This window comes from Candidatus Omnitrophota bacterium, from assembly GCA_028699255.1.
Taxonomy (GTDB): domain Bacteria; phylum Omnitrophota; class Gorgyraeia; order 2-01-FULL-45-10; family 2-01-FULL-45-10; genus FEN-1322.
The window spans coordinates 146386-166350 of the sequence record JAQVUX010000005.1; the positions used below are offsets into that span (position 1 = coordinate 146386).

Here is a 19965-nt window from a genome sequence, read left to right on the forward strand (position 1 = left end):
GATATATTTAAAGCGCACCTCGTACGATATCGACATCCTTATCGCCGCGGCCGGAAAGACAGACGATGATGGACTTCGTCTTCGGCATGCGCCGCGCCATGCGCGAGGCGTGATAGAGCGCATGCGACGATTCCAGGGCCGGTATTATCCCTTCGGTCTCCGTCAGCATCTTAAACCCTTCGAGCGCCTGAGTATCCGTAACCGCGACATAATCGGCGCGGCCCGAGTCTTTGTAATACGCATGTTCCGGCCCGACGCCGGGGTAATCGAGCCCGGCCGAGATCGAATGCGCTATCTCGATCTGGCCATCATCATTCTGCAGGATATAACTTTTCGAGCCGTGCAGAACACCGACCGAACCTTTACATAACGTCGCCGCGTGTTTACCGGTATTTATGCCGAGCCCGGCCGCTTCGACACCAACCATCTTAACATTATCTTTCAGGAATGGGTAGAATAACCCCATCGCGTTCGAACCGCCGCCCACACACGCCGCAAGATAATCCGGCAGACGCTTCTCTTTCGCGAGTATCTGACGCCGCGCCTCCCGGCCGATCACCGACTGGAACTGTCGAACCATCTCCGGATACGGATGCGGCCCGGCGACCGTACCTATCACGTAATACGTGTTACGGACATTCGCGACCCAATCCCTGATCGTCTCGTTCATCGCGTCCTTGAGCGTCTTCGATCCGCTCGAGACCGGCGTCACCTTAGCGCCGAGAAGCTTCATCTTGAATACGTTCACCGACTGGCGGCGGATGTCCTCCTCGCCCATGAATATCTCGCACTCGAGCCCGAATAGCGCGGCGACCGTGGCGGTGGAGACGCCGTGCTGGCCCGCGCCCGTCTCCGCTATAACGCGCGACTTGCCCATCCGGACGGCAAGAAGCACCTGGCCCAGCGTATTATTTATCTTGTGCGCGCCTGTGTGCAAAAGATCTTCTCTTTTTAAATATATCTTTGCCCCGCCCAATATGCCGGTAAGCCGTTTCGCGAAATATAACGGCGTCGGACGGCCCGCGTATTCCTTTAAGTAATAATCGTATTCGCGCCTGAACGACTTATCGGCGCGCGCGCGAATGTATTCCTTTTCAAGTTCGTACAAAGCCGGCATTAGCGTCTCGGGCATAAATCTGCCGCCGAAACCGTCAAAATATCCGCGCCTATCTGGTAATTTCATCTGACTTTCCTCACATTCTCGACAAACTGTTTTAAGAGTTTCGCGTCCTTCTTCCCCGGCGCGGATTCAACCCCGCTCGACACATCGACGCCAAACGGCGCGACGGCGCTTATAGCGCTCTCCACGTTTTCCGGCGTCAACCCGCCGGACAATATAACCGGCTTTAATATCTCGAAATCTTTCAATATATTCCAATCGAAACGCTTGCCCGTCCCTCCGGGACAGCCTCCGGGACAGCCTCCGGGGCAATCGCCTGTCAAAGTATCGAAGAGGTAATAATCCGTCGCGTATCCGTTAACACTCTTTAGATCGTCGCGAGTGCTTACCCTGAACGCTTTTATCGTCTTGAACCCGTTGCGGAACGCGGCGCAATATTCAGGGTTTTCATTACCGTGGAATTGCAGTATATTAAGCCCTGTGTCTTCGGCAATCCTTATTACATCTTCCGTTTTCTCGTCCACAAATACGCCGACCTTGCCGATACGCGGCGGCAGTTCATTTATAATATCTTCCGCCATGGCGGGCGTAACATATCTCTTCGATTTCCGGTAAAATACAAATCCCAGCATATCCACGCCGAGATCGGCGGCGTTTATAGCGTCGAGCTTATTTGTTATCCCGCATATTTTTATAAGTGTCATCAGTACCTCATCACCTCTCGCATTTTTGCGGCGATGTCGCCGGCCTCCATAAACGCCTCGCCCATCAGGACGGCATTCACGCCTATCGATTTCAGGAACATCACGTCTTCATATGTGCGTATCCCGCTCTCGGACACCTTTATCTTGTTCGGAGGTATCATACGGATCAATTTTTGTGTTACACCCAGGTCAACCTTAAAATTATGCAGATCCCTGTTGTTTATTCCTATAATAGACCCGCCTGTAGCCAGCGCCTTGTCGACATCTTCCTCGGTGTGCGTTTCCATAAGAACATCGAGGCCGAGCGAAACGGCCAGATCGTAAAATGCTTTCATTTCACCCGTCGATAATAGATCCGCTATCAATAAGATCGCGTCCGCTCCCGCCACAACCGATTCGTATATCTGGTACTCGTCTATTATGAAATCCTTGCGTAATATTGGAAGCGAAATGCTGTCTTTGATCTTTTTTATATACTCGAGCTTCCCTTCGAAAAAACGCTCGTCCGTCAGAACCGATATGGCGCTGGCGCCATTGGCCTGGTACGTTATCCCTATTTTTACCGGATTAAAATCCGCCCTGATTATCCCCCGCGACGGCGACGCCTTCTTTATCTCCGCTATCAGATTTATATGATGCGGCCTGGAAATATTTTTCTTAAAAGAACTCTTCACGCAAATAGCCCCGGCCAGTTTAGCGATCGCCTCGACAGGCAATACGCGTTTCGCCTCTTCAACCTCCCGCCTCTTCTCTTCGATTATACGCGATAGTATCATCTGTTTGTCATCTCGATCAATCCGGACAACTTTTCGAAAGCCGCTCCGGAATCTATGGATTCCGCGGCAAGTTTTACGCCTTCTACAATATCTTTAGCTCTCCCCGCGCAGACGAGCCCCGCGCTCGCGTTCGCCAGGACTATGTCGCGCCTTGGCCCCGACTCGCCCTTCAGTATCGACAGGATCGCCGAAGCATTCTCCTCGGGCCCCGCGCCTTTTATATCCTCGAGGCGGCCGGAGCGCAAACCAAACGAGGCGGGTTCGACATAGTACGTCTTCACCCGGCCCGCCGTAAGCTCCGAAACTACTGTCTTGCCGGTTATCGTTATCTCATCGAGCCCGTCGGCGCCGGCTACGACAAACGCCCGTTCCGTGCCCAGTTTATTCAAAACACCCGCCACCGTCTCCGTCAGCTTCGCGTCATAGACTCCGACAACCTGCAGTGTGGCGAGCGCCGGATTCGAGAGCGGCCCGAGCAGATTAAAGATGGTCTTGCCGCCCAGCTCCCGCCTCGGGGCCGCGGCATATTTCATCGCGGTGTGAAACATAGGCGCGAATATGAAACCTATCCCTATCTCTCTGATGCACCCGGCGATCCTGCCGGGTGTTATATCTATCCTGACACCGAGCGCCTCCAGAACATCCGCCGAACCGCACCGGCGCGAGGCTGTCCTATTGCCGTGTTTGGCGACCTTGACGGCGCAACCAGCCACTACAAAAGCCGCCGCAGTCGAAATATTGAAAGTGCTTATCCCCGTGCCTCCGGTGCCGCATGTATCGAGAACCGCCTCACCGCCTACATCAACGCGTAGCGACTTTTGGCGCATAACCTTTGCCGCGGCGGTTATCTCGTCGACCGTCTCGCCCTTCGCCCGAAGCGCGGCGAGGAAGACGCTTATAGCGCCCGGCGAAGCCGCTCCCGACATTATCTCGCCGAACGCGGCAGTCATCTCATCGTCGGTCAGGTCTTTATGTTGTTTAACTTTCTCGATCGCTTCCGTCAGCATCACACTTAACTCTCATCTGGCGAGGGGACTATGCTTCGCGCCGAACACAAAATTTTTCCCAGCGAGAAAAATTTTGTTCGAGAAAAATCGCTCGCTCTCCCTCGCACCTTTGTTAACCCCGGCTCGGGAACCTTGCCCGCTCGCGATTTTTACGTCGTCGCGTAAGCATAGTCCCCTCGCCTATCGCATCACTTCTAATGTCATCCCCGCAAAAGCGGGAACCCATTCCTTTTCACCACCGCAGATGCCAATATTTATATCAACTGATACGACACCCAAAAAAACTGTTCCTAATTTTACGACTGTTTAAACGTCCGCAACTTATCCACTTAGGCTAAATATTTGCCTTTAAAGATCGAGGAAATTTTTCAACAGCTTCTTGCCTTCGACGTATTGCCCCACATCAGGTCCTTCATCCCATCAAATATTTGTTTTCTTCAAGCGACTTACTTCTTTCGTTATCGCTTCTATGACATCCATATTTTCGATTTCGTCATCAATGCTAAAAACCGTAAAAACTTTTCCGCCGTACTTCGCCTCAAATTCACGAAAGCTTGCCTTCATTCTTTCAGTAGCTGAGTAGTTGCCAAAATTTCCCCTGGCCGTTACCGGCTTGATTTGTATCCCGAACGCCTTCGTCCCGACATAACCTAAATAATCAATGTCTCCTGCATGATCAAGCTCAGGATCAGATTCTTCGAAACGCACTTGAGGAAATTTTTTAGCAATGTTATCTGTCACTACCGACTTTTCACGCAGAAAACCATCATACGTTCTTGCGATAGTAAGGTTTCGGATATATTCGACACAATCACGCAAAGTTAAATTCTTGAATGCTTCCTGCCATTCAGGGATAACTATTTCGGTTATCTTAACATACAATCTTTCTCCGAGTTCTTCCATGACCCCTTCTGTAATCTTTGCTGGATTCTTACCATCCGTATAAGCTTTTTTAAAATACCACTCTTCCCAATCCGTTATCGACTTAGGCTGACACTCCCGGATTAACGCCATCACGGCCCCAACCTTATTAGGTCGAGATAATTGATATGTTTGGCAAGCATAATTAAGAACCTTTTCCTTTTTTCCAAAATCTTTTGAATATTTTTTATTTTTCATAATGCGCATACTCCAGATTTTGCAATTCTAAAAATTTTTCTTTGTGCTTGAATGGCATGCTTGTATCAACAAGCGCAAACCCCGTCTTAATAAGATGAGCATTTACAAAAGTTTTATTCTTTAGATACATATAACACAATAATCTATTCATAGAATCATATTTCACTTGATCATATTTTAAAAATACTTTCTGCCCCTGGGTCTTATGCGTTAAATATTCGGTGGCCTTGCCATTTTTTGTGTCATCCTGTTTCACACCCAATAATCTCACGGTTAAACCATTATTTAATTCCAGAAGTTCAGGACTAACTACCTTTTCAACCGTAAAATACTCTTCTCTCCCACTGCTATTTTGATCAATTTTTGAACCAAATTGTAATTTTTTCGGATCTATTTTTTTATCAAATTTTATCGGATCATTAAAAATGTACGGCAAACTTTTAATCTTCTCTTCAAAATTCATTAGCTGTTTTTCCTGCGTTAATATTTCAAATTTAATATTATTACTGAACAAATTTTGACCATACCCCACCCTCTCTTTTATAGCTGTTAAAAAATCTGCATTTATTTCATATCCGACAGAATTTCTGTTTAAGTTCTTGGCCGCCAACATTGTAGTGCCGCTCCCTAAAAAAGGGTCTAAAACAGCATCGCCCGCAAATGTGAACATCTTGATTAACCTTTTTGGTAATTCTTCGGGAAACATCGCTAAGTGCTTGCCCTGTTTTTCTCCTGCAAAATTCCAATGACCGGCAAAATACTTATTCCACTCTTCCGTTGTTAATTTTGACTTTTCCCGTACTTCGGTATTGGCTGGCTTTGCAATACCTTGCTTTTTAAAGATTAAAATAAATTCATAGTCTAATTTCAATATTCCGTTTCTAGGGTATGGGAAAGATCCCATTATGGTGGCTCCACCGGTAGTATTACAAGTTGTAACCTTCTGCCATATAATAGCCCCCATGTAATCAAAACCGATTGTTTCACAAAATTTTATTATCTCAGTTCTGATAGGAATAACCTTATAACGACCATAATATACTGAACGCGCAAATTGATCTCCTATGTTTACACAAAGCCTGCACCCATCTTCTAAGACCCGATAACATTCGTTCCATACCAGGTTAAGATTATTTATGTATTCTTCATAAGTATGGTGATACCCTATCTGATTATCGTTACCATAGTCTTTCAACTGCCAATATGGCGGCGATGTAACGATCAATTGTATGGAAGAATCTGATAATTCTCCCATCTGTCGCGAATCACCTATAATAATTTTATGACATGTCTGCATATTTTTTAATCCTTCAAAAAATTCTTCTTTCCATATTTGGAAAAATAATATTGAGTACTTCTTTCAGCTATATCATACATGATATCTACCATCTCATTTATCGACCATTTTTCATTACGAAAATAGGTCTTGCGCAATAAATGTTTATCCGACATAATATACCCCTACTTCTTTTCGAGGATCCAGAGACACTCGTTTACTTTTATATTTCTTCCATTCAGATTTCGAGATCCACGGTAAGTATTATATTCTTGCGTTAACTGCTCAAACGCGCCATATCTGCCAAGCGTATCTTTTATATCGTCTATGCCGATTATCCCCTCATCATTATACGAGAGCAGGATGTATTTTGCCCGCGTATTTGATATTAGATCGTCAAGCGCTTCTTTTGCCTGGCTACTTCTATTATAAGCGGACCTGTTCCAATTCTGCGCTATCCCGCTCACCCCATCCTGAATCTCAGCCTCTTCGGATTCTCCGGCTATAATATTAAGCATAAAATAGTTCGAGCCGTAAGGGTGCTGATTGTAAGGAGGGTCGTAATACGCCAGATCGAATTCCTCCGGTACATCCGTCGACCTGATCAGTGAATTAATATCGCGCTTAGAAACATGAACTTCGCATTCCACATCGCTGAAAATCGGATACTCCAGCGATATCTCCTTCTTTATGCGTGTCAACGCATTCTCCCCCTGGCCGCCAAAACAGCCGATATCCCCATTTTTATGAAATCCTTTGAATACCCCCGAGGTATTCGTGTTAATAGATGCTTTAACGATAAGGCTCGCCAGAAAAAAATGCCGCATATCCTTATCGATCTCCGTATTTATCATCCTCTTTAAATTATCGATAATTCTGCCGTTTTTATTTGTATAGAATACCCGCTCGCCGGGTTTTATATTCTCATCGTCTTTCGGCGCGTAATTTTTCTCGATAAATCCGGCCCCTTTTCCATGCCTTTTAAATTTATTTTCGTTAAGCCGGTCTATGGTTTCTCTTATAAACCTTTCATCAACTTCCGACCTATTCGAAAGATAACACCTGCTTACGATTTCACAGTAATCTTCCAGATCGTTCACCCAAAGTTTGTTTGAATGATATTTGAGTAAGCGCGAAACAGCGCCGCTTCCCGAAAATCCATCAAAAATAATAAGATTATCTTTCGCGAGCTTCTTTTTAACCGCTTCCACTCCTTTGTTAATAAACGGCAGGAGAGCTCTTTTATTGCCGATATAAGTAATAAGTTGCGATGTAAAATATGGATTATCGAAATCAATAACGAATTCCGGGAATAGCGAAACTAATGGATTCATTTTATATCTCTAAGAAATTTTTCAACAGCTTCTTGCCCTCGAGCGTCAGGATCGATTCGGGATGGAACTGGACGCCGTAAATGGGGTATTTTTTATGCTGTAACCCCATTATTTCTTTTGCTTTAGTTTCCGCCGTTATCGTAAGCGCGCCCGGAAAACTCTTTCTCTCGATAAGGAGCGAGTGGTACCTGGTCGCGTCGAAAGGATTCTTCAAGCCTTTGAATATACCTTTGCCTTTATGGTATATCTTCGACGTCTTGCCGTGCATAAGCGACTTCGCGCCGACGATCCTGCCGCCGAATACCTCGCCTATCGCCTGGTGGCCGAGGCATACGCCGAGTATCGGCGTCGTAGCGCCGAACCGGCGGATAACGTCTTCCGAGACACCCGCGTCCTTCGGCTCGCCGGGGCCGGGGGAGATAAGTATCTTGTCGGGCGAGAGCTTCGTTATCGCGTCTATCGTTATCTTGTCGTTCCTGTAAACTTCAAGATCCGCGCCCAGCTCGCCCAGATACTGGACGAGGTTATACGTAAATGAATCGTAATTGTCGATGACTAAGATCATTCTATCCCCTCTTCCGCCATCTCTATCGCGCGAACGAGCGCGCGGGCCTTATTGACCGTCTCCTGATATTCCTTCGCGGGAACGGAATCGGCCACGATCCCGCCGCCGGCCTGTATGTACGCCGTCCTGCCTTTTACGAGGATCGTCCTTATCGTGATACAGCAATCGAGGTTCCCGGAAAAACTGAAATAACCCACGCTCCCGGCGTACGTTTTGCGGCGAACGTTTTCGAGCGAATCTATTATCTCCATCGCCCGCACCTTCGGGGCTCCGGTGACAGTGCCGGCTGGGAATGTCGCGCGTATGACGTCGAACATATCCTTGCCTTTGGTCAGCCGTCCCGAGACGTCGCTTACTATATGCATCACGTGCGAATATTTTTCTATGGTCATGAGCTCTGAAACGCGCACCGACTTAAAATCGCAGACCCTGCCGATATCGTTACGGCCGAGATCGACGAGCATTATGTGCTCGGCGCGCTCTTTCGGATCGGCCAGAAGCTCCTTCATAAGTTTAGAATCCTCTTCGTCGCTTGTCCCGCGCCTTCTCGTCCCGGCGATCGGCCTCAACTCGACCTTGCCTTCTTCGCATCTGACCATAACCTCTGGCGACGATCCGACGAGCGAGAATGAACCTAATCTCAGATAATACATGTACGGCGACGGATTTATCGACCGTAGCGCCCTGTATATCTGGAATGGATGCGCCGACACCGGTATCTCGAACCTCTGGGACGGTACGACCTGTATAATATCGCCCTTCTTTATATAAACTTTGGCTTTACGCACCAGCTCCTCAAAAGCCTTTTTGGTAAAATTGGATTTTATTTTAGGAAATATTTTACGCGGCTTCGCGGAGCGGTAAGAACGCTCCGAAGACGGCGCCTTCAGGTCGCGGATGAGTTTGTCGATCTTCTTCACAGCCTCTTCGTATGCTTTCGCCGGGTCGCCTTTTATGTGGGCGTTCGACACGACCTTTATCTTGTGATCGACATGGTCGAATATAAGGATCGTATCCGTCATCATCAAAAGCGAATCCGGCACTTTCAGGTCGTCGGGATTCTTGTTCGGCAATTTCTCCATAAACCGCACCATGTCATATCCGAAAAATCCTACGAACCCGCCGGAGAACCTCGGCAGTCCCGGAACATTCACGGCCTTGTACGGCTTTAGAAGTTTTTTAAGTTCTTCGATGGGATCCATCACGAGGAAGCTTTTAACGGCCTTGCCTTCTCGGATCGTGACCCTGTTGCCTTCGCTCGAAAAGACCAGAGAAGGCGAACTGCCGAGAAACGAATACCTCGCGATCCTCTCCCCGCCCTCGACCGATTCCAAAAGGAACGAATAATCACCGCGGTCTATTTTCGTATAACATGACAGCGGCGTCTCAAAATCGGCCATGATCTCCGCATATACGGGTATCAGATTGCCTTTTTTAGCCAGCGCCATGAACTCTTTTTTCGTCGGATGATACATCTAATTACCTCTTAACCCTACAACCTACGCGGTAACCGCGTAGGTTACCGCGTAGGTTGATTATAAACGGTTTTCGGGTCGAAAATACGCTTGCCGATAATTTCGAACTGCCCGTCTTTTTTCAATCTCCTGAAATAACACGTAAAATATCCTTCATGACATGCGGCGCGTTCCTGGTCGACCATAAAAAGAAGCGAGTTACCTTCGCAATCGATCGCCAGCGATTTGACCGCCTGCGTGCAACCGCTCGTCTCGCCTTTTAACATAAGCCGCCCCTTTGAGCGCCTGAATACGTATATCTTGCCCGCCTCAAGCGTCTTTAAAAGCGCGTCGCGGTTCATGTAACATAGTGTCAGCACTTCTTTGGTCTTTTCGTCCTGTATGATGGATGGTATCAATCCTTTATCGTCGAATTTTATTAATTCTAAAATCTTATCCATATATCTCCTTGTTTTATCCGTCATTGCGAGGGTGCGAAGCACCCGAAACAATCTCGCTTTAGATTGCTTCGCTTCGCTCGCAATGACGTGCTTTTAAATCCTGACTTCCACTTTCCTCTTCCTTAGATATCTCTTAGCATCCATTATCGAATATTCCCGGAAATGGAATATCGAAGCCGCGAGCACCGCGTCCGCTTTACCGTCCGTCAACGCCTCATAAAGATGCTCGAGCTCGCCCGCCCCGCCCGAAGCTATCACTGGAATACCTACCGATTCGCTTATCTCCCTGGTTAGCGGAATATCGTAGCCGGCCTTTGTGCCGTCATAGTCCATGCTCGTCAGAAGTATTTCACCGGCGCCAAGTGTCTCCATCTTCTTCGCCCATTTGACGGCATCGAGGCCCGTCGGCGTCCTGCCGCCATTTATGAAAACCTCCCACCCGGACGTCTTACGCCGGACGCTTTGCGCTTTGCGCCGCGCGTCAATCGCGACAACGATGCACTGACTGCCAAACCTGGACGAGGATCTCCGTATAAGCGCAGGATCCTTAACCGCCGCCGTATTTATCGAAACTTTGTCGCACCCGGCGTTCAGAAGAGCCCGTATGTCGTCTATGGAACGGATACCTCCGCCGACTGTAAACGGCAGAAAAACCGTCTCCGCGACTTTGCGCGCCAGCTCAAGCGTTGTATTCCTTTTCTCATGGCTGGCGGTAATATCAAGGAATATAAGCTCGTCGGCGAGCGCCTTATCATAATAACGCGCGTTCTCGACCGCCCCGCCCGCGTCGCGAAGATTGACGAAATTCACACCCTTCACCACGCGGCCGTCCTTTATGTCGAGGCACGGGATTATTCTTTTTGTGAGCATACTTTTATCGCTTCCGTAAGGTCTATCCTGCCTTCATACAGCGCCTTGCCGATTATCATGCCTTCCAACCCGTCGGAGGCCAGCATCTTCAATTTTTTTACATCTTCAATAGTCGTAACGCCGCCGGCGGCTACTACCCTGGCGCGCGGCACAGCCAGTATCCCTCTTAAGCTATATATGTTCGGCCCTTCCATCATCCCATCCTTCGAGATATCGGTATAATTGACAGCGGTTATTCCGAAATCGACCGCTTCCTTCACAAGATCGACCGCTTTGATATCCGTCTTCTGCACCCACCCTTTTGTGTGGACCATGCCGTCTTTCGCATCCACACTTATAACGACCATCTCCCGAAAATCGCTCTTTGAGATGGACGCCAGGAATCCGACATCGAGCGCGCTGGTTCCGATACAGACTTTCTCGATACCGGTATCGAGAACGCGTTCTATGGTTCCCAGATCCCGTATCCCGCCGCCCAGTTCAACACTAATCCCGGGCAGAGCCCGCACGATCTCGCTAACAGCCTTCAGGTTCTTTAGCTCTCCTTCCAGCGCGCCGTCCAGATCTACGACGTGTATAAGCTTCGCGCCGCAGGACGCCCACTTTCGGGCCATCTCAACCGGCGATGACGAATAGACTGTCTCCGCATCAGCCCTGCCCTGTGTAAGCCGGACCACCTTACCGGCTTTAATATCTATCGCGGGTATTACCAGCATTCACGCCTCATAATTTTACGAAATTTTTCAATATCTTAAGTCCCAGCGCCTGGCTCTTCTCCGGATGGAACTGGAAAGCGTAGACATTATCCCGGCATACACCGGAAACAAAATCACCGCCGTAATCCGTTGTAGTGAGAATTATGCTTTTGTCTTTCGGCCGTACATAATACGAATGCACGAAATACATATAAGCTCCGTCGGCAACTCCTCTTAATATTTCCGGATTTTTCGTTTTTATTTTTCCATTCTTCGCTATATTATTCCATCCCATGTGCGGAACTTTAAACGCAGAACTTTTGAATTTGAACTTTTTCGACTCCCCCTCAAAAACACACAACCCTTTGACGCCCGGTGCCTCTTCACTCTTCGTGAACAATAACTGTAAGCCGAGGCACAGACCGAGAAAAGGCTTCCCTTCAGCTATAGCTTCCCTGATCGGCGCGACAAGTTTAAGCTTTTTAAGTTCCTTCATCGCCGAGCCGAACGCGCCGACACCCGGGAAGACGACCTTATCGCACTTCTCTATATCTTTCGGATCCGAGGTAACTTTCGTCCGGCCGCCGGCAACCTGGAGCGCCTTTTCGACACTGCGCAGGTTACCCATCCTGTAGTCGATGATTGCTATCAATCTATAGTCCCTTTAGTCGACGGCACGCCCTTGCGTCGTGCGTCTATCTGAGTCGCTTCGTCTATCGCTATACCGAGAGCTTTAAATAGCGCCTCAAGCACGTGATGAGTGTCCTCTCCCGCGTAGACTTCGGCGTGGAGATTTATATTGGCGCTCTTGGCAAATGTGTCGAAAAAATCTTTACCTTCTTCGATGGTATACCCCTCGGAGGGAAACGTGTTCGAATACGGCGGCGTCTTCCACAGGAACGCGTATCTTCCGCCTATGTCGACCCTCACTTTGGCCGCCGCCTGATCCATCGGCACTTCTTTAGCGCCGTAGCGCCGGATACCCTTACAATCCCCGAGAGCTTCTTTGAACGCCTTGCCGAGACATATCGCGACGTCCTCATTGGTGTGGTGCGCGTCCACCTGCAGGTCGCCCTTCGCCCTGAGCGTGAGATCGAATAGCCCGTGGAACGCGAAGAGCGTAAGCATGTGATCCAGGAAGCCTATACCCGTCTTTATATCCGTCTTGCCGGAGCCGTCGATGACGAGCTTCCCGGATATATCCGTCTCGGTAGTTTTACGTTTAATGTTCGCGCCGCGTATCTTCTTTGCCATCATAAACTCCCATGTTAACAGTCAATAACTTCTACTCTCCGTTTATTCAAACCTTTCTGCAATTAACCGCGTACCTCATGCCTAACCGCGTAGGTTGGCCAGTTATTTTACTCAAATAACCTACGCGGTTATCCCGCTACAATCCTTTGTTAACTTCCTCCGCGCTGATAACCTCAGAGGCGCTGATAACATAGGCGCTGATAACCTCCGAGGTGGAACCAGTTTAAGTAATTCCTCCTCGGAGGTTGGCACCGGTCTCTCATCTATTCAAACCTTACCTTCACCGAATCCAGATGCTTTGTAAGCCTTTCGATCCCCGCCACCTTTTCAAGCGGCTCTCTTACCTTCTCAAGCGCTTTCTTTGTGTACGAAATAATGTGCGAGCTCTTATAAAAATCGGACACGCCCAGCCCTGAGAAGAACCTCGCGCTACCTCCGGTCGGAAGCACATGGCTGGGGCCCGCGACATAATCACCTACAGCGACCGGCGTGTAAGGGCCCAGGAATATAGCGCCTGCGTTCGTTATCTTTTTAGCAACCTTTTTCGGATTATTCGTCAGTATCTGCAGATGCTCGGCCGCGAGCATATTCGCGATATCGGCGGCCTCGTCCATATTTTTAACCAGAATAACGTACCCTTTTACATTCTCCCGTTTTAATGTCTGCGCGACACGTTTAGAATTCGTTATAAGTATCGACAATCCCATGAAATGCTCGCTCTGCGCCTCGAGGTCGGCGCGGATAAAATTGATGTTCGACTGGTGATTCGCGATTATCACAACCTCCGTCGGACCTGCCAGCATATCGATATCGCAGTATCCAAATACCTGTCTCTTCGCTTCGGTAACGTACGCGTTGCCCGGGCCGACTATCTTGTCTACCTTCGGCACCGACTTTGTGCCGAACGCCAGCGCCGCTATCGCCTGCGCGCCACCTATCTTATATATCTCGTCGACCTTCAAGAGATCCGCCACTACGAGAATGTGCGGATCGACCGACTTGTACTGGTTCGGCGGCGTCACGAGGATCGTCTTCTTTACTCCCGCCATCTTTGCTGGTATCACGGTCATGTAGACACTCGATACGAGAGGCACCGTGCCGCTCGGCACATACACCCCGACGCGTTCGAGCGGCATCACCTGCTCGCCCAGCAGAACGCCGTCGGCGTCTTTTATCTTCCATGATTTCTTAAGCTGTTTTTTGTAAAATTTCTGGACGTTCTCCAGAACGACCTTCAGAGTAGAAACAAACTCCGGCTTTATATCCTGATAAGCGCCGGACGTCTCGCAGGCTGATACCTTTAATTCTTTAGGTAAAAGCTTCACGTTGTCGAACTTTTTGGTGTATTTTATAACAGCTTCATCGCCCGAGACCTTCACGTTCTCGACTATCTTTCTCACGCTCTCCGTAACACGCTTATTGCGTCCGGAATTGCGATCGCAAAGTTTCTGGAACTGTTTACTACCAACCTTGACAAGTTTCATCCCGTAGACCTCCAATTAGCCGTAGAGGAAATTCACCCCCTACCGCCGGGTTATCATTTTAACCGCTTCGCGATAACCTCTGTTATAGCCTTCAAAGCGCCCGACAGTTTCTCCGGCGCCTTGCCGCCGCCCTGCGCGAATAATGGCTTTCCCCCGCCGGAACCGTCGATCATGGCGGCAAACTCTTTGGCCAGGTCACCCGCGCTTAAACTCTTTCCCGCGAGAGCCTCACCGACAGCTACTATGAATGACACCCTGGCAGAGTCTTTCGCGGCCAATATTATGACCGACGACGCCTCTTTCGATTTTATCCTGTCGCTTAAAGAACGCAGGCCCTCTATATTTATGCCGTCTATCGTTTCGGCTATTATTTTAATTTGGCCTACCGTCTTCGCGCCGGCCAAAAATGAATCGATCCTCGCGGCGTTCTCCTGCAAAACCGCGCCCATCCTCTTGCGGCCTTCATCTTTCTCTTTCTGCGCCTTAAGTTTTAATTCCTTAGCTTCTTCCTGTTTCGCGATCCACTCCACCGCCGCCGCGCCGGTAAGGGCCTCTATGCGCCGCACGCCCGAAGCTATCGAGCTCTCGCTCGTTATCCTGAATATGCCGATATCTTTTGTGTTATCGGCGTGCGTCCCGCCGCATAATTCTTTCGATACACCTTTTATCGTAACCACGCGCACCGTTTTCTCGTACTTCTCGCCGAATAGCGCCATGGCGCCCTCGCTACGCGCCTCTTCGAGCGACTCGATGGTCTTGCCGACCGGCACCGCGTCTTTGATGAAACCATTCACCATCTCCTCGACACGCGAGACCTCGCGCTCGTCCATCTTCTTCATATGTGTAAAATCGAACCTTAAATGTTCGCTGTCGACGAGCGAACCCGTCTGATGGACGTGCTCGCCGAGCACCTTTCTTAAGGCCGCCTGCAAAAGATGGGTAGCGGTATGGTTGGCGGCCACTTTCATGCGGATATCTTCGTCTATCGTAGCCTTAGCCGTTTCACCATTTACGAGCTTACCGCGCAACATGCGCCCGATGTGGACTATCGTAGCGCCTATCTTTTTGGCGTCCTCTACCTCCATCGCGCCCGACGGCGTCTCGATCCTGCCCCAGTCGCCGGCCTGCCCGCCCGACTCGCCGTAGAATGGCGTCCTGTCGAGTATCACCTCGCCGCCATCCAGAACAGCGACGACCTTCGCTTCGGCGTGCGAGTTCTCGTAGCCTAAAAATTCCGTCTTAAGGCCCAGCGCTTCCACCTTCTTGGCGAATGTTTCGGTAAATATCTCGCCTTTTATCTTGGTACCCGCGCGGGATTTTTGCCTCTGTTCTTCCAAAAATCCGTCGAACGCGGCCTTATCTATTTTTAGGCTGAACTTTTCCGCTATCTCTTCGAGCATCTCGTATGGCATGCCGTATGTATCATAAAAATCGAATGCCGCCGCGGCGAGGTCTTTGCCTGTCGTGCCAGTGCTATGCGCGCGCGAAAATACCTCCTCGACTTTGGGCAGTTGCGTATGAATGACCGTTATAAAATTTTCCTCTTCGCGCTTCACAACCTGCGCTATATCGTCCCGCTTCTCTTTCAAATCCGGATACGCCTCGCCCATCATATCCGTTATCACGCCGATGAGCTTATAAAGAAATACCTCTTTTATTCCGATCTCCCTGGCATGCGACATCGAGCGCCTGATAAGTTTCCTGACGACATAACCACGCTCCTCATTCGAGGGCATCACACCGTCGGCGACGCAGAAAGTAACAGCCCGGATATGATCGGCGATAGCACTGATCCTGCTTCGCGCGTCATTGCGAGGAGGCTGCGATCTCTTTTCGGCCGACGAAGTAATCCCTATTTTAGATTGCTTCGTCCCGCCTTCGGCGTGACTCGCAATGACTTCTGCGATCGGCACGAATATGTCTATCTCGAAATTGGTCTTTACCCCCTGCATCACCGAAGCGAGCCTCTCGAGCCCCATGCCCGTATCGATATTTTTATTCGGCAGAGGCTTCAACGCCCCGTCCTTCTGCCTGTCGAATTGTGTGAACACCATATTCCATACCTCGACGAACCTGCCGCAATCGCAGGCAGGCGTACAGCCCGGCCTGCCGCACCCGACATTCTTGCCGTAATCGTAGAATATCTCGGAACACGGGCCGCAGGGGCCATTCGGCCCTTTCGTAGGCGCTTCCGAAGGCCAGAAATTGTCCTTTTCGCCGAATTTCATTATCCTGTTCTCCGGCAACTTTATAACATTTTTCCAGATTTCATACGCCTCTTCGTCGTCTTTGTAAACGGAAGCCCATAACCTTTCAGAGTCGATCTTTAAAACTTTGGTAAAATATTCCCACGCCCACTGGATAGCCTCTTTTTTAAAATAGTCTCCGAAGGAAAAATTGCCGAGCATTTCAAAAAACGTGTGATGGCCCGACGTCCTGCCGACATTATCGAGATCTCCAGTGCGCAGGCACTTCTGGCTCGAGGTGGCGCGTTTATATGTGATATTCCGCCCGAGAAACTTCTCCTTGAATTGATTCATGCCCGCTCCGGTAAAAAGAAGCGTGGGGTCGTCTTTGGGCACGAGCGAATCGCTCGGCACAAAAGTATGCCCCTTCGATTTGAAGAATTCCAGAAATGACTGTCTTATATCGTCAGTTCGCATTGAGTATTTTATCCACTATCCTTTGCACCGTATCATATTTAAATCCTCGTCGGACGAGGAGGTCATAAAGCCTCTTTATCGCTTTCGGACGATCGAGCTTCTTCAACTGCTCGAAACGCTCGCGAGCCATGTTGAGGGCTATCCCGTATTCGTCGTACTCCACGGCCTTCTTCGCGAGGGTAGCGTCGATCACCGCCTCCGGCAGGCCCTTCACCTTCAGCTCGTGGCGCAGGACGACGTCGCCGGCGGGATTGAGCCGCATACGTTCCTCGACCCAGAGCCAGGCGAACCGCGCATCGTCGATCTCGCCGGACTTGATAAGCCCGGCGATGACCTCCGAAACGACATCGCTCCCATAGCCTTTGAGTTTGAGGCGCGAGCGTATCTCATACTCGCTCCGCGGCCTCTGCCGCAACAATGCGTAGGCATTGTTAATCGCTTTTTTCGTTTTCTTATCGGGTTCCAATTTTATTTCAACGCTTTTTCCAGCACTTCCTTCTCGATCTTCGCCATGACATTAGGATTTTCTTTCAGGAATACGCGGGCGTTCTCCTTGCCCTGGCCCAGCTTATCCTCACCGTAGATGACCCACGCGCCCGACTTCTGCGTAACGCCGTATGTCTCCGCCATGTCCAGAACACTCCCCGACTTTGATATTCCCTCGTCGAACATTATGTCAAATTCCGCTTTTCTGAACGGGGGCGCTACCTTATTTTTAGCTATCGACGCGCGGACACGGTTGCCGACCGCCACTTCATCCTTCTTCAAGGACGCGATGCGCCGGAGGTCGATCCTAACCGATGCGTAAAATTTAAGCGCCCTGCCGCCCGGGGTCGTCTCGGGATTGCCGAACATGACACCTATCTTCTCGCGGATCTGGTTGATAAATATTACGCATGTCTTAGACTTCGCGATCGATCCGGAGAGTTTGCGCAGGGCGTGGCTCATGAGCCGCGCCTGCAATCCCATGTGCGACTGGCCCATCTCACCGTCGATTTCCGCCTTCGGCGTCAATGCCGCGACGGAATCGATGACTACGACGTCGATCGCGTTCGATTTAACGAGCGTCTCGGCAATTTCGAGGGCCTGTTCGCCGGTATCCGGTTGAGACATGAGGAGATTGTCGAGGTTGACGCCTATCGTCTTCGCGTACCCCGGATCGAATGCGTGCTCCGCGTCGATGAAGGCGGCCGTCCCGCCCATCTTCTGCGCGTTCGCTATGATGCTCAAGGTAAGCGTCGTCTTGCCGCTCGACTCCGGGCCGAATATCTCGATGACCCTGCCGCGCGGAACCCCGCCCACACCGAGCGCTATGTCGATGGCCGCCGACCCCGTCGGGATAGCCGGCACGTCGAGCTTAAAGTCCTGGCCGAGCTTCATTATAGAGCCCTTCCCGAACTGTTTCTCTATGTGCTCAACCGCCAGGTCGAGCGCTTTTGTCTTCTGATCCTGGATCTTCTGGCTTTGCTTATCAGCCTCGGACATATCCTTCGAATCCTTAGCCTCTTTAACCTCTTCCTTTTCCTTCCCCTTCTGCTTAACCATCTCTCATTCTCCTTTTCTTTTCGTTTATTGAAAATCGGACAATATCGTTATCATATCATTTTAGAGCATATATTATACATTCATCACCTCCTTAGTGTAAAGCGATTTTGGCGCGGCTAAGGGCGCTTAAAACCTATCAATCTCTTCGGTTTTTCAGGCGGCGGCGCCATCAATTGCCGGATAGCCTCGAATATCAACCCGATATCCTTATCGTGTTTATCCATCTTCCTTTCAAGCTCGGCCAGCTTATGCGCAAGTTCCTTGTGGGTTGCAACAACTTCGCGTAGTCTCATAAATGTTTTGCTAATACCGATATTTATCCTTATTGCCTTTTCGCTGTTCAAGACACTTGAAAGCATAGCTACGCCATGTTCGGTAAACACATACGGGAAAGTTATCGAGTGTTTCATCGTTTCGAACCGGTGACAATTTTGCACCAGTTCATCTTTTTCTTCACGAGTGAGGTGGAATGCGAACTCTTCAGGAAACCGCTGACTATTATACCTGACTTGCCTGTTAAGATATTTTGTTTCTACGCCGTATAATTCGGCCAAATCTCTATCTATCATAACTTTTTGTCCTCTTATCACAAATATCCTATTTTCAATCATATCCTGCGGTATTATCTCTTTCATCGCCTCACCTTCCCGAACCAATCACTAATTATGACGGTTCTATTTTTATGCGCTCACATCCCCTCACTATATAGACGCTTAAAACGCGGTTTTGTTGCAAAATATTTTAACTTTTTTTTGGGGTGTGCTATAATCCAGACATGACCGCCGAAATAATATCGATAGGCACAGAGCTCCTGTTAGGCCACATCATAAATACGAATACGGCGTTTCTTTCCCAAAAACTTGCCGAAGCCGGAATAGACGTCTATTACACTTCGGTCGTCGGCGATAATCCCGAGCGCATCACCTCTTCCATACGGCAGGCCATAGGCCGCTCCGACATCGTTATCACTACCGGCGGGCTCGGCCCGACTGTAGATGATGTCACGATCGAAACGGTCGCCGCTCTTATCGGTAAAAAGCTCGTCCTGAACAAAATGGTTCTCAAGTGCCTAAGAGATTATTTCAAATTCAAAAAGATAAAGATGCCCGAGGCGACCCTGCGCCAGGCATATACGCCCGAAGGCGTAAAGTGCGTGCGCAATAAAGTAGGCACCGCTCCGGGGCTTTTGATAAATTGGAAAGATAAAGTAATAATATGCCTGCCCGGCCCACCCAGAGAATTGGAACCGATGGTCGTAGACGATATCGTCCCGTACCTTATGAGTAGAGATAGGTACGTCCGTAGGGCACACTTTAGCGCGCCCTATCATGGGCCGTCTACCCTGAGAAACAGGACGATAAAGATAACCGGCCTTGCCGAATCTATGGTAAATAAGGCGGTAAAAGACCTTTTGGAACTAAAGCCGCCGACCACCGTCGGGATTTACGCGAAACTGGACGAGGTCAATTTAAGGATAATGGCCAAAGCCGGCGATGAAAAGAGCGCCGCGAAGGCCATCGGGAAAATTGAAACGAAGATACGCTCGAGACTTAAAGATTATATATTCGGTTACGACGATGAAACGCTGGAGGGTTCTGTCGGCGCTATCCTGACCGCGCGAAAAAAGACGATCGCCGT

Annotated in this window: 21 protein-coding genes; 1 reads left to right on the top strand and 20 read right to left on the bottom strand. The window is 49.5% G+C overall.

The window, feature by feature from the left end; genetic code table 11:
* Positions 1–7: 7 nt before the first annotated feature.
* From trpB to PHS46_05690, 20 genes are all read right to left on the bottom strand, one after another.
* Complete coding sequence (trpB, locus tag PHS46_05595; protein ID MDD3905987.1) at positions 8–1183, bottom strand: tryptophan synthase subunit beta; 1176 nt, start codon at positions 1181–1183, stop codon at positions 8–10.
* Positions 1180–1824, bottom strand: a complete 645-nt coding sequence (locus PHS46_05600) for a phosphoribosylanthranilate isomerase (GenBank protein ID MDD3905988.1) — start codon at positions 1822–1824, stop codon at positions 1180–1182. Before PHS46_05600 ends, trpB begins: the two co-directional genes overlap by 4 nt.
* Positions 1824–2600: an indole-3-glycerol phosphate synthase TrpC gene (gene trpC, locus PHS46_05605; GenBank protein MDD3905989.1), complete on the bottom strand. Its 777-nt coding sequence runs from the start codon at positions 2598–2600 to the stop codon at positions 1824–1826. The genes PHS46_05600 and trpC overlap by 1 nt, the downstream gene beginning before the upstream one ends.
* Positions 2597–3607: an anthranilate phosphoribosyltransferase gene (trpD, locus tag PHS46_05610; GenBank protein ID MDD3905990.1), complete on the bottom strand. Its 1011-nt coding sequence runs from the start codon at positions 3605–3607 to the stop codon at positions 2597–2599. The genes trpC and trpD overlap by 4 nt, the downstream gene beginning before the upstream one ends.
* A gap of 420 nt (positions 3608–4027) precedes the next feature.
* Positions 4028–4726: an MjaI family restriction endonuclease gene (locus PHS46_05615; GenBank protein MDD3905991.1), complete on the bottom strand. Its 699-nt coding sequence runs from the start codon at positions 4724–4726 to the stop codon at positions 4028–4030.
* Positions 4716–6023: a DNA methyltransferase gene (locus PHS46_05620; protein MDD3905992.1), complete on the bottom strand. Its 1308-nt coding sequence runs from the start codon at positions 6021–6023 to the stop codon at positions 4716–4718. Before PHS46_05620 ends, PHS46_05615 begins: the two co-directional genes overlap by 11 nt.
* Positions 6024–6028: 5 nt before the next feature.
* The gene (locus PHS46_05625; GenBank protein ID MDD3905993.1) at positions 6029–6178 is read right to left on the bottom strand and encodes a hypothetical protein; all 150 of its coding nucleotides are present in this window, start codon (positions 6176–6178) and stop codon (positions 6029–6031) included.
* A gap of 9 nt (positions 6179–6187) precedes the next feature.
* The gene (locus tag PHS46_05630) at positions 6188–7336 is read right to left on the bottom strand and encodes a DNA adenine methylase (GenBank protein ID MDD3905994.1); all 1149 of its coding nucleotides are present in this window, start codon (positions 7334–7336) and stop codon (positions 6188–6190) included.
* A gap of 1 nt (position 7337) precedes the next feature.
* Positions 7338–7901: an aminodeoxychorismate/anthranilate synthase component II gene (locus PHS46_05635; protein ID MDD3905995.1), complete on the bottom strand. Its 564-nt coding sequence runs from the start codon at positions 7899–7901 to the stop codon at positions 7338–7340.
* Complete coding sequence (trpE, locus tag PHS46_05640) at positions 7898–9376, bottom strand: anthranilate synthase component I (protein ID MDD3905996.1); 1479 nt, start codon at positions 9374–9376, stop codon at positions 7898–7900. Before trpE ends, PHS46_05635 begins: the two co-directional genes overlap by 4 nt.
* Before the next feature lie 44 nt (positions 9377–9420).
* Positions 9421–9816, bottom strand: a complete 396-nt coding sequence (locus tag PHS46_05645) for a phosphoribosyl-AMP cyclohydrolase (GenBank protein MDD3905997.1) — start codon at positions 9814–9816, stop codon at positions 9421–9423.
* 93 nt (positions 9817–9909) lie between these two features.
* Entirely contained in the window at positions 9910–10686 is a 777-nt protein-coding gene (gene hisF / locus PHS46_05650; protein ID MDD3905998.1) for an imidazole glycerol phosphate synthase subunit HisF, read from the bottom strand.
* Complete coding sequence (gene hisA, locus PHS46_05655) at positions 10668–11402, bottom strand: 1-(5-phosphoribosyl)-5-[(5-phosphoribosylamino)methylideneamino]imidazole-4-carboxamide isomerase (GenBank protein MDD3905999.1); 735 nt, start codon at positions 11400–11402, stop codon at positions 10668–10670. The genes hisF and hisA overlap by 19 nt, the downstream gene beginning before the upstream one ends.
* Before the next feature lie 7 nt (positions 11403–11409).
* A complete protein-coding gene (gene hisH / locus PHS46_05660; GenBank protein ID MDD3906000.1) occupies positions 11410–12033 on the bottom strand; it encodes an imidazole glycerol phosphate synthase subunit HisH in 624 nt (207 codons plus the stop codon).
* The gene (hisB, locus tag PHS46_05665) at positions 12030–12638 is read right to left on the bottom strand and encodes an imidazoleglycerol-phosphate dehydratase HisB (GenBank protein ID MDD3906001.1); all 609 of its coding nucleotides are present in this window, start codon (positions 12636–12638) and stop codon (positions 12030–12032) included. Before hisB ends, hisH begins: the two co-directional genes overlap by 4 nt.
* Before the next feature lie 260 nt (positions 12639–12898).
* A complete protein-coding gene (hisD, locus tag PHS46_05670) occupies positions 12899–14119 on the bottom strand; it encodes a histidinol dehydrogenase (protein MDD3906002.1) in 1221 nt (406 codons plus the stop codon).
* 53 nt (positions 14120–14172) lie between these two features.
* Entirely contained in the window at positions 14173–16782 is a 2610-nt protein-coding gene (alaS, locus tag PHS46_05675) for an alanine--tRNA ligase (protein ID MDD3906003.1), read from the bottom strand.
* Complete coding sequence (locus PHS46_05680) at positions 16772–17248, bottom strand: regulatory protein RecX (protein ID MDD3906004.1); 477 nt, start codon at positions 17246–17248, stop codon at positions 16772–16774. Before PHS46_05680 ends, alaS begins: the two co-directional genes overlap by 11 nt.
* Before the next feature lie 2 nt (positions 17249–17250).
* Positions 17251–18267, bottom strand: coding sequence for a recombinase RecA (gene recA / locus PHS46_05685; protein MDD3906005.1), 1017 nt, complete (start codon positions 18265–18267; stop codon positions 17251–17253).
* A gap of 176 nt (positions 18268–18443) precedes the next feature.
* Positions 18444–18962, bottom strand: a complete 519-nt coding sequence (locus PHS46_05690; protein ID MDD3906006.1) for an ORF6N domain-containing protein — start codon at positions 18960–18962, stop codon at positions 18444–18446.
* A gap of 140 nt (positions 18963–19102) precedes the next feature.
* Here PHS46_05690 and PHS46_05695 point away from each other — a divergent pair.
* The coding region (locus tag PHS46_05695; GenBank protein MDD3906007.1) for a molybdopterin-binding protein at positions 19103–19965 on the top strand (863 nt) is incomplete at its 3' end.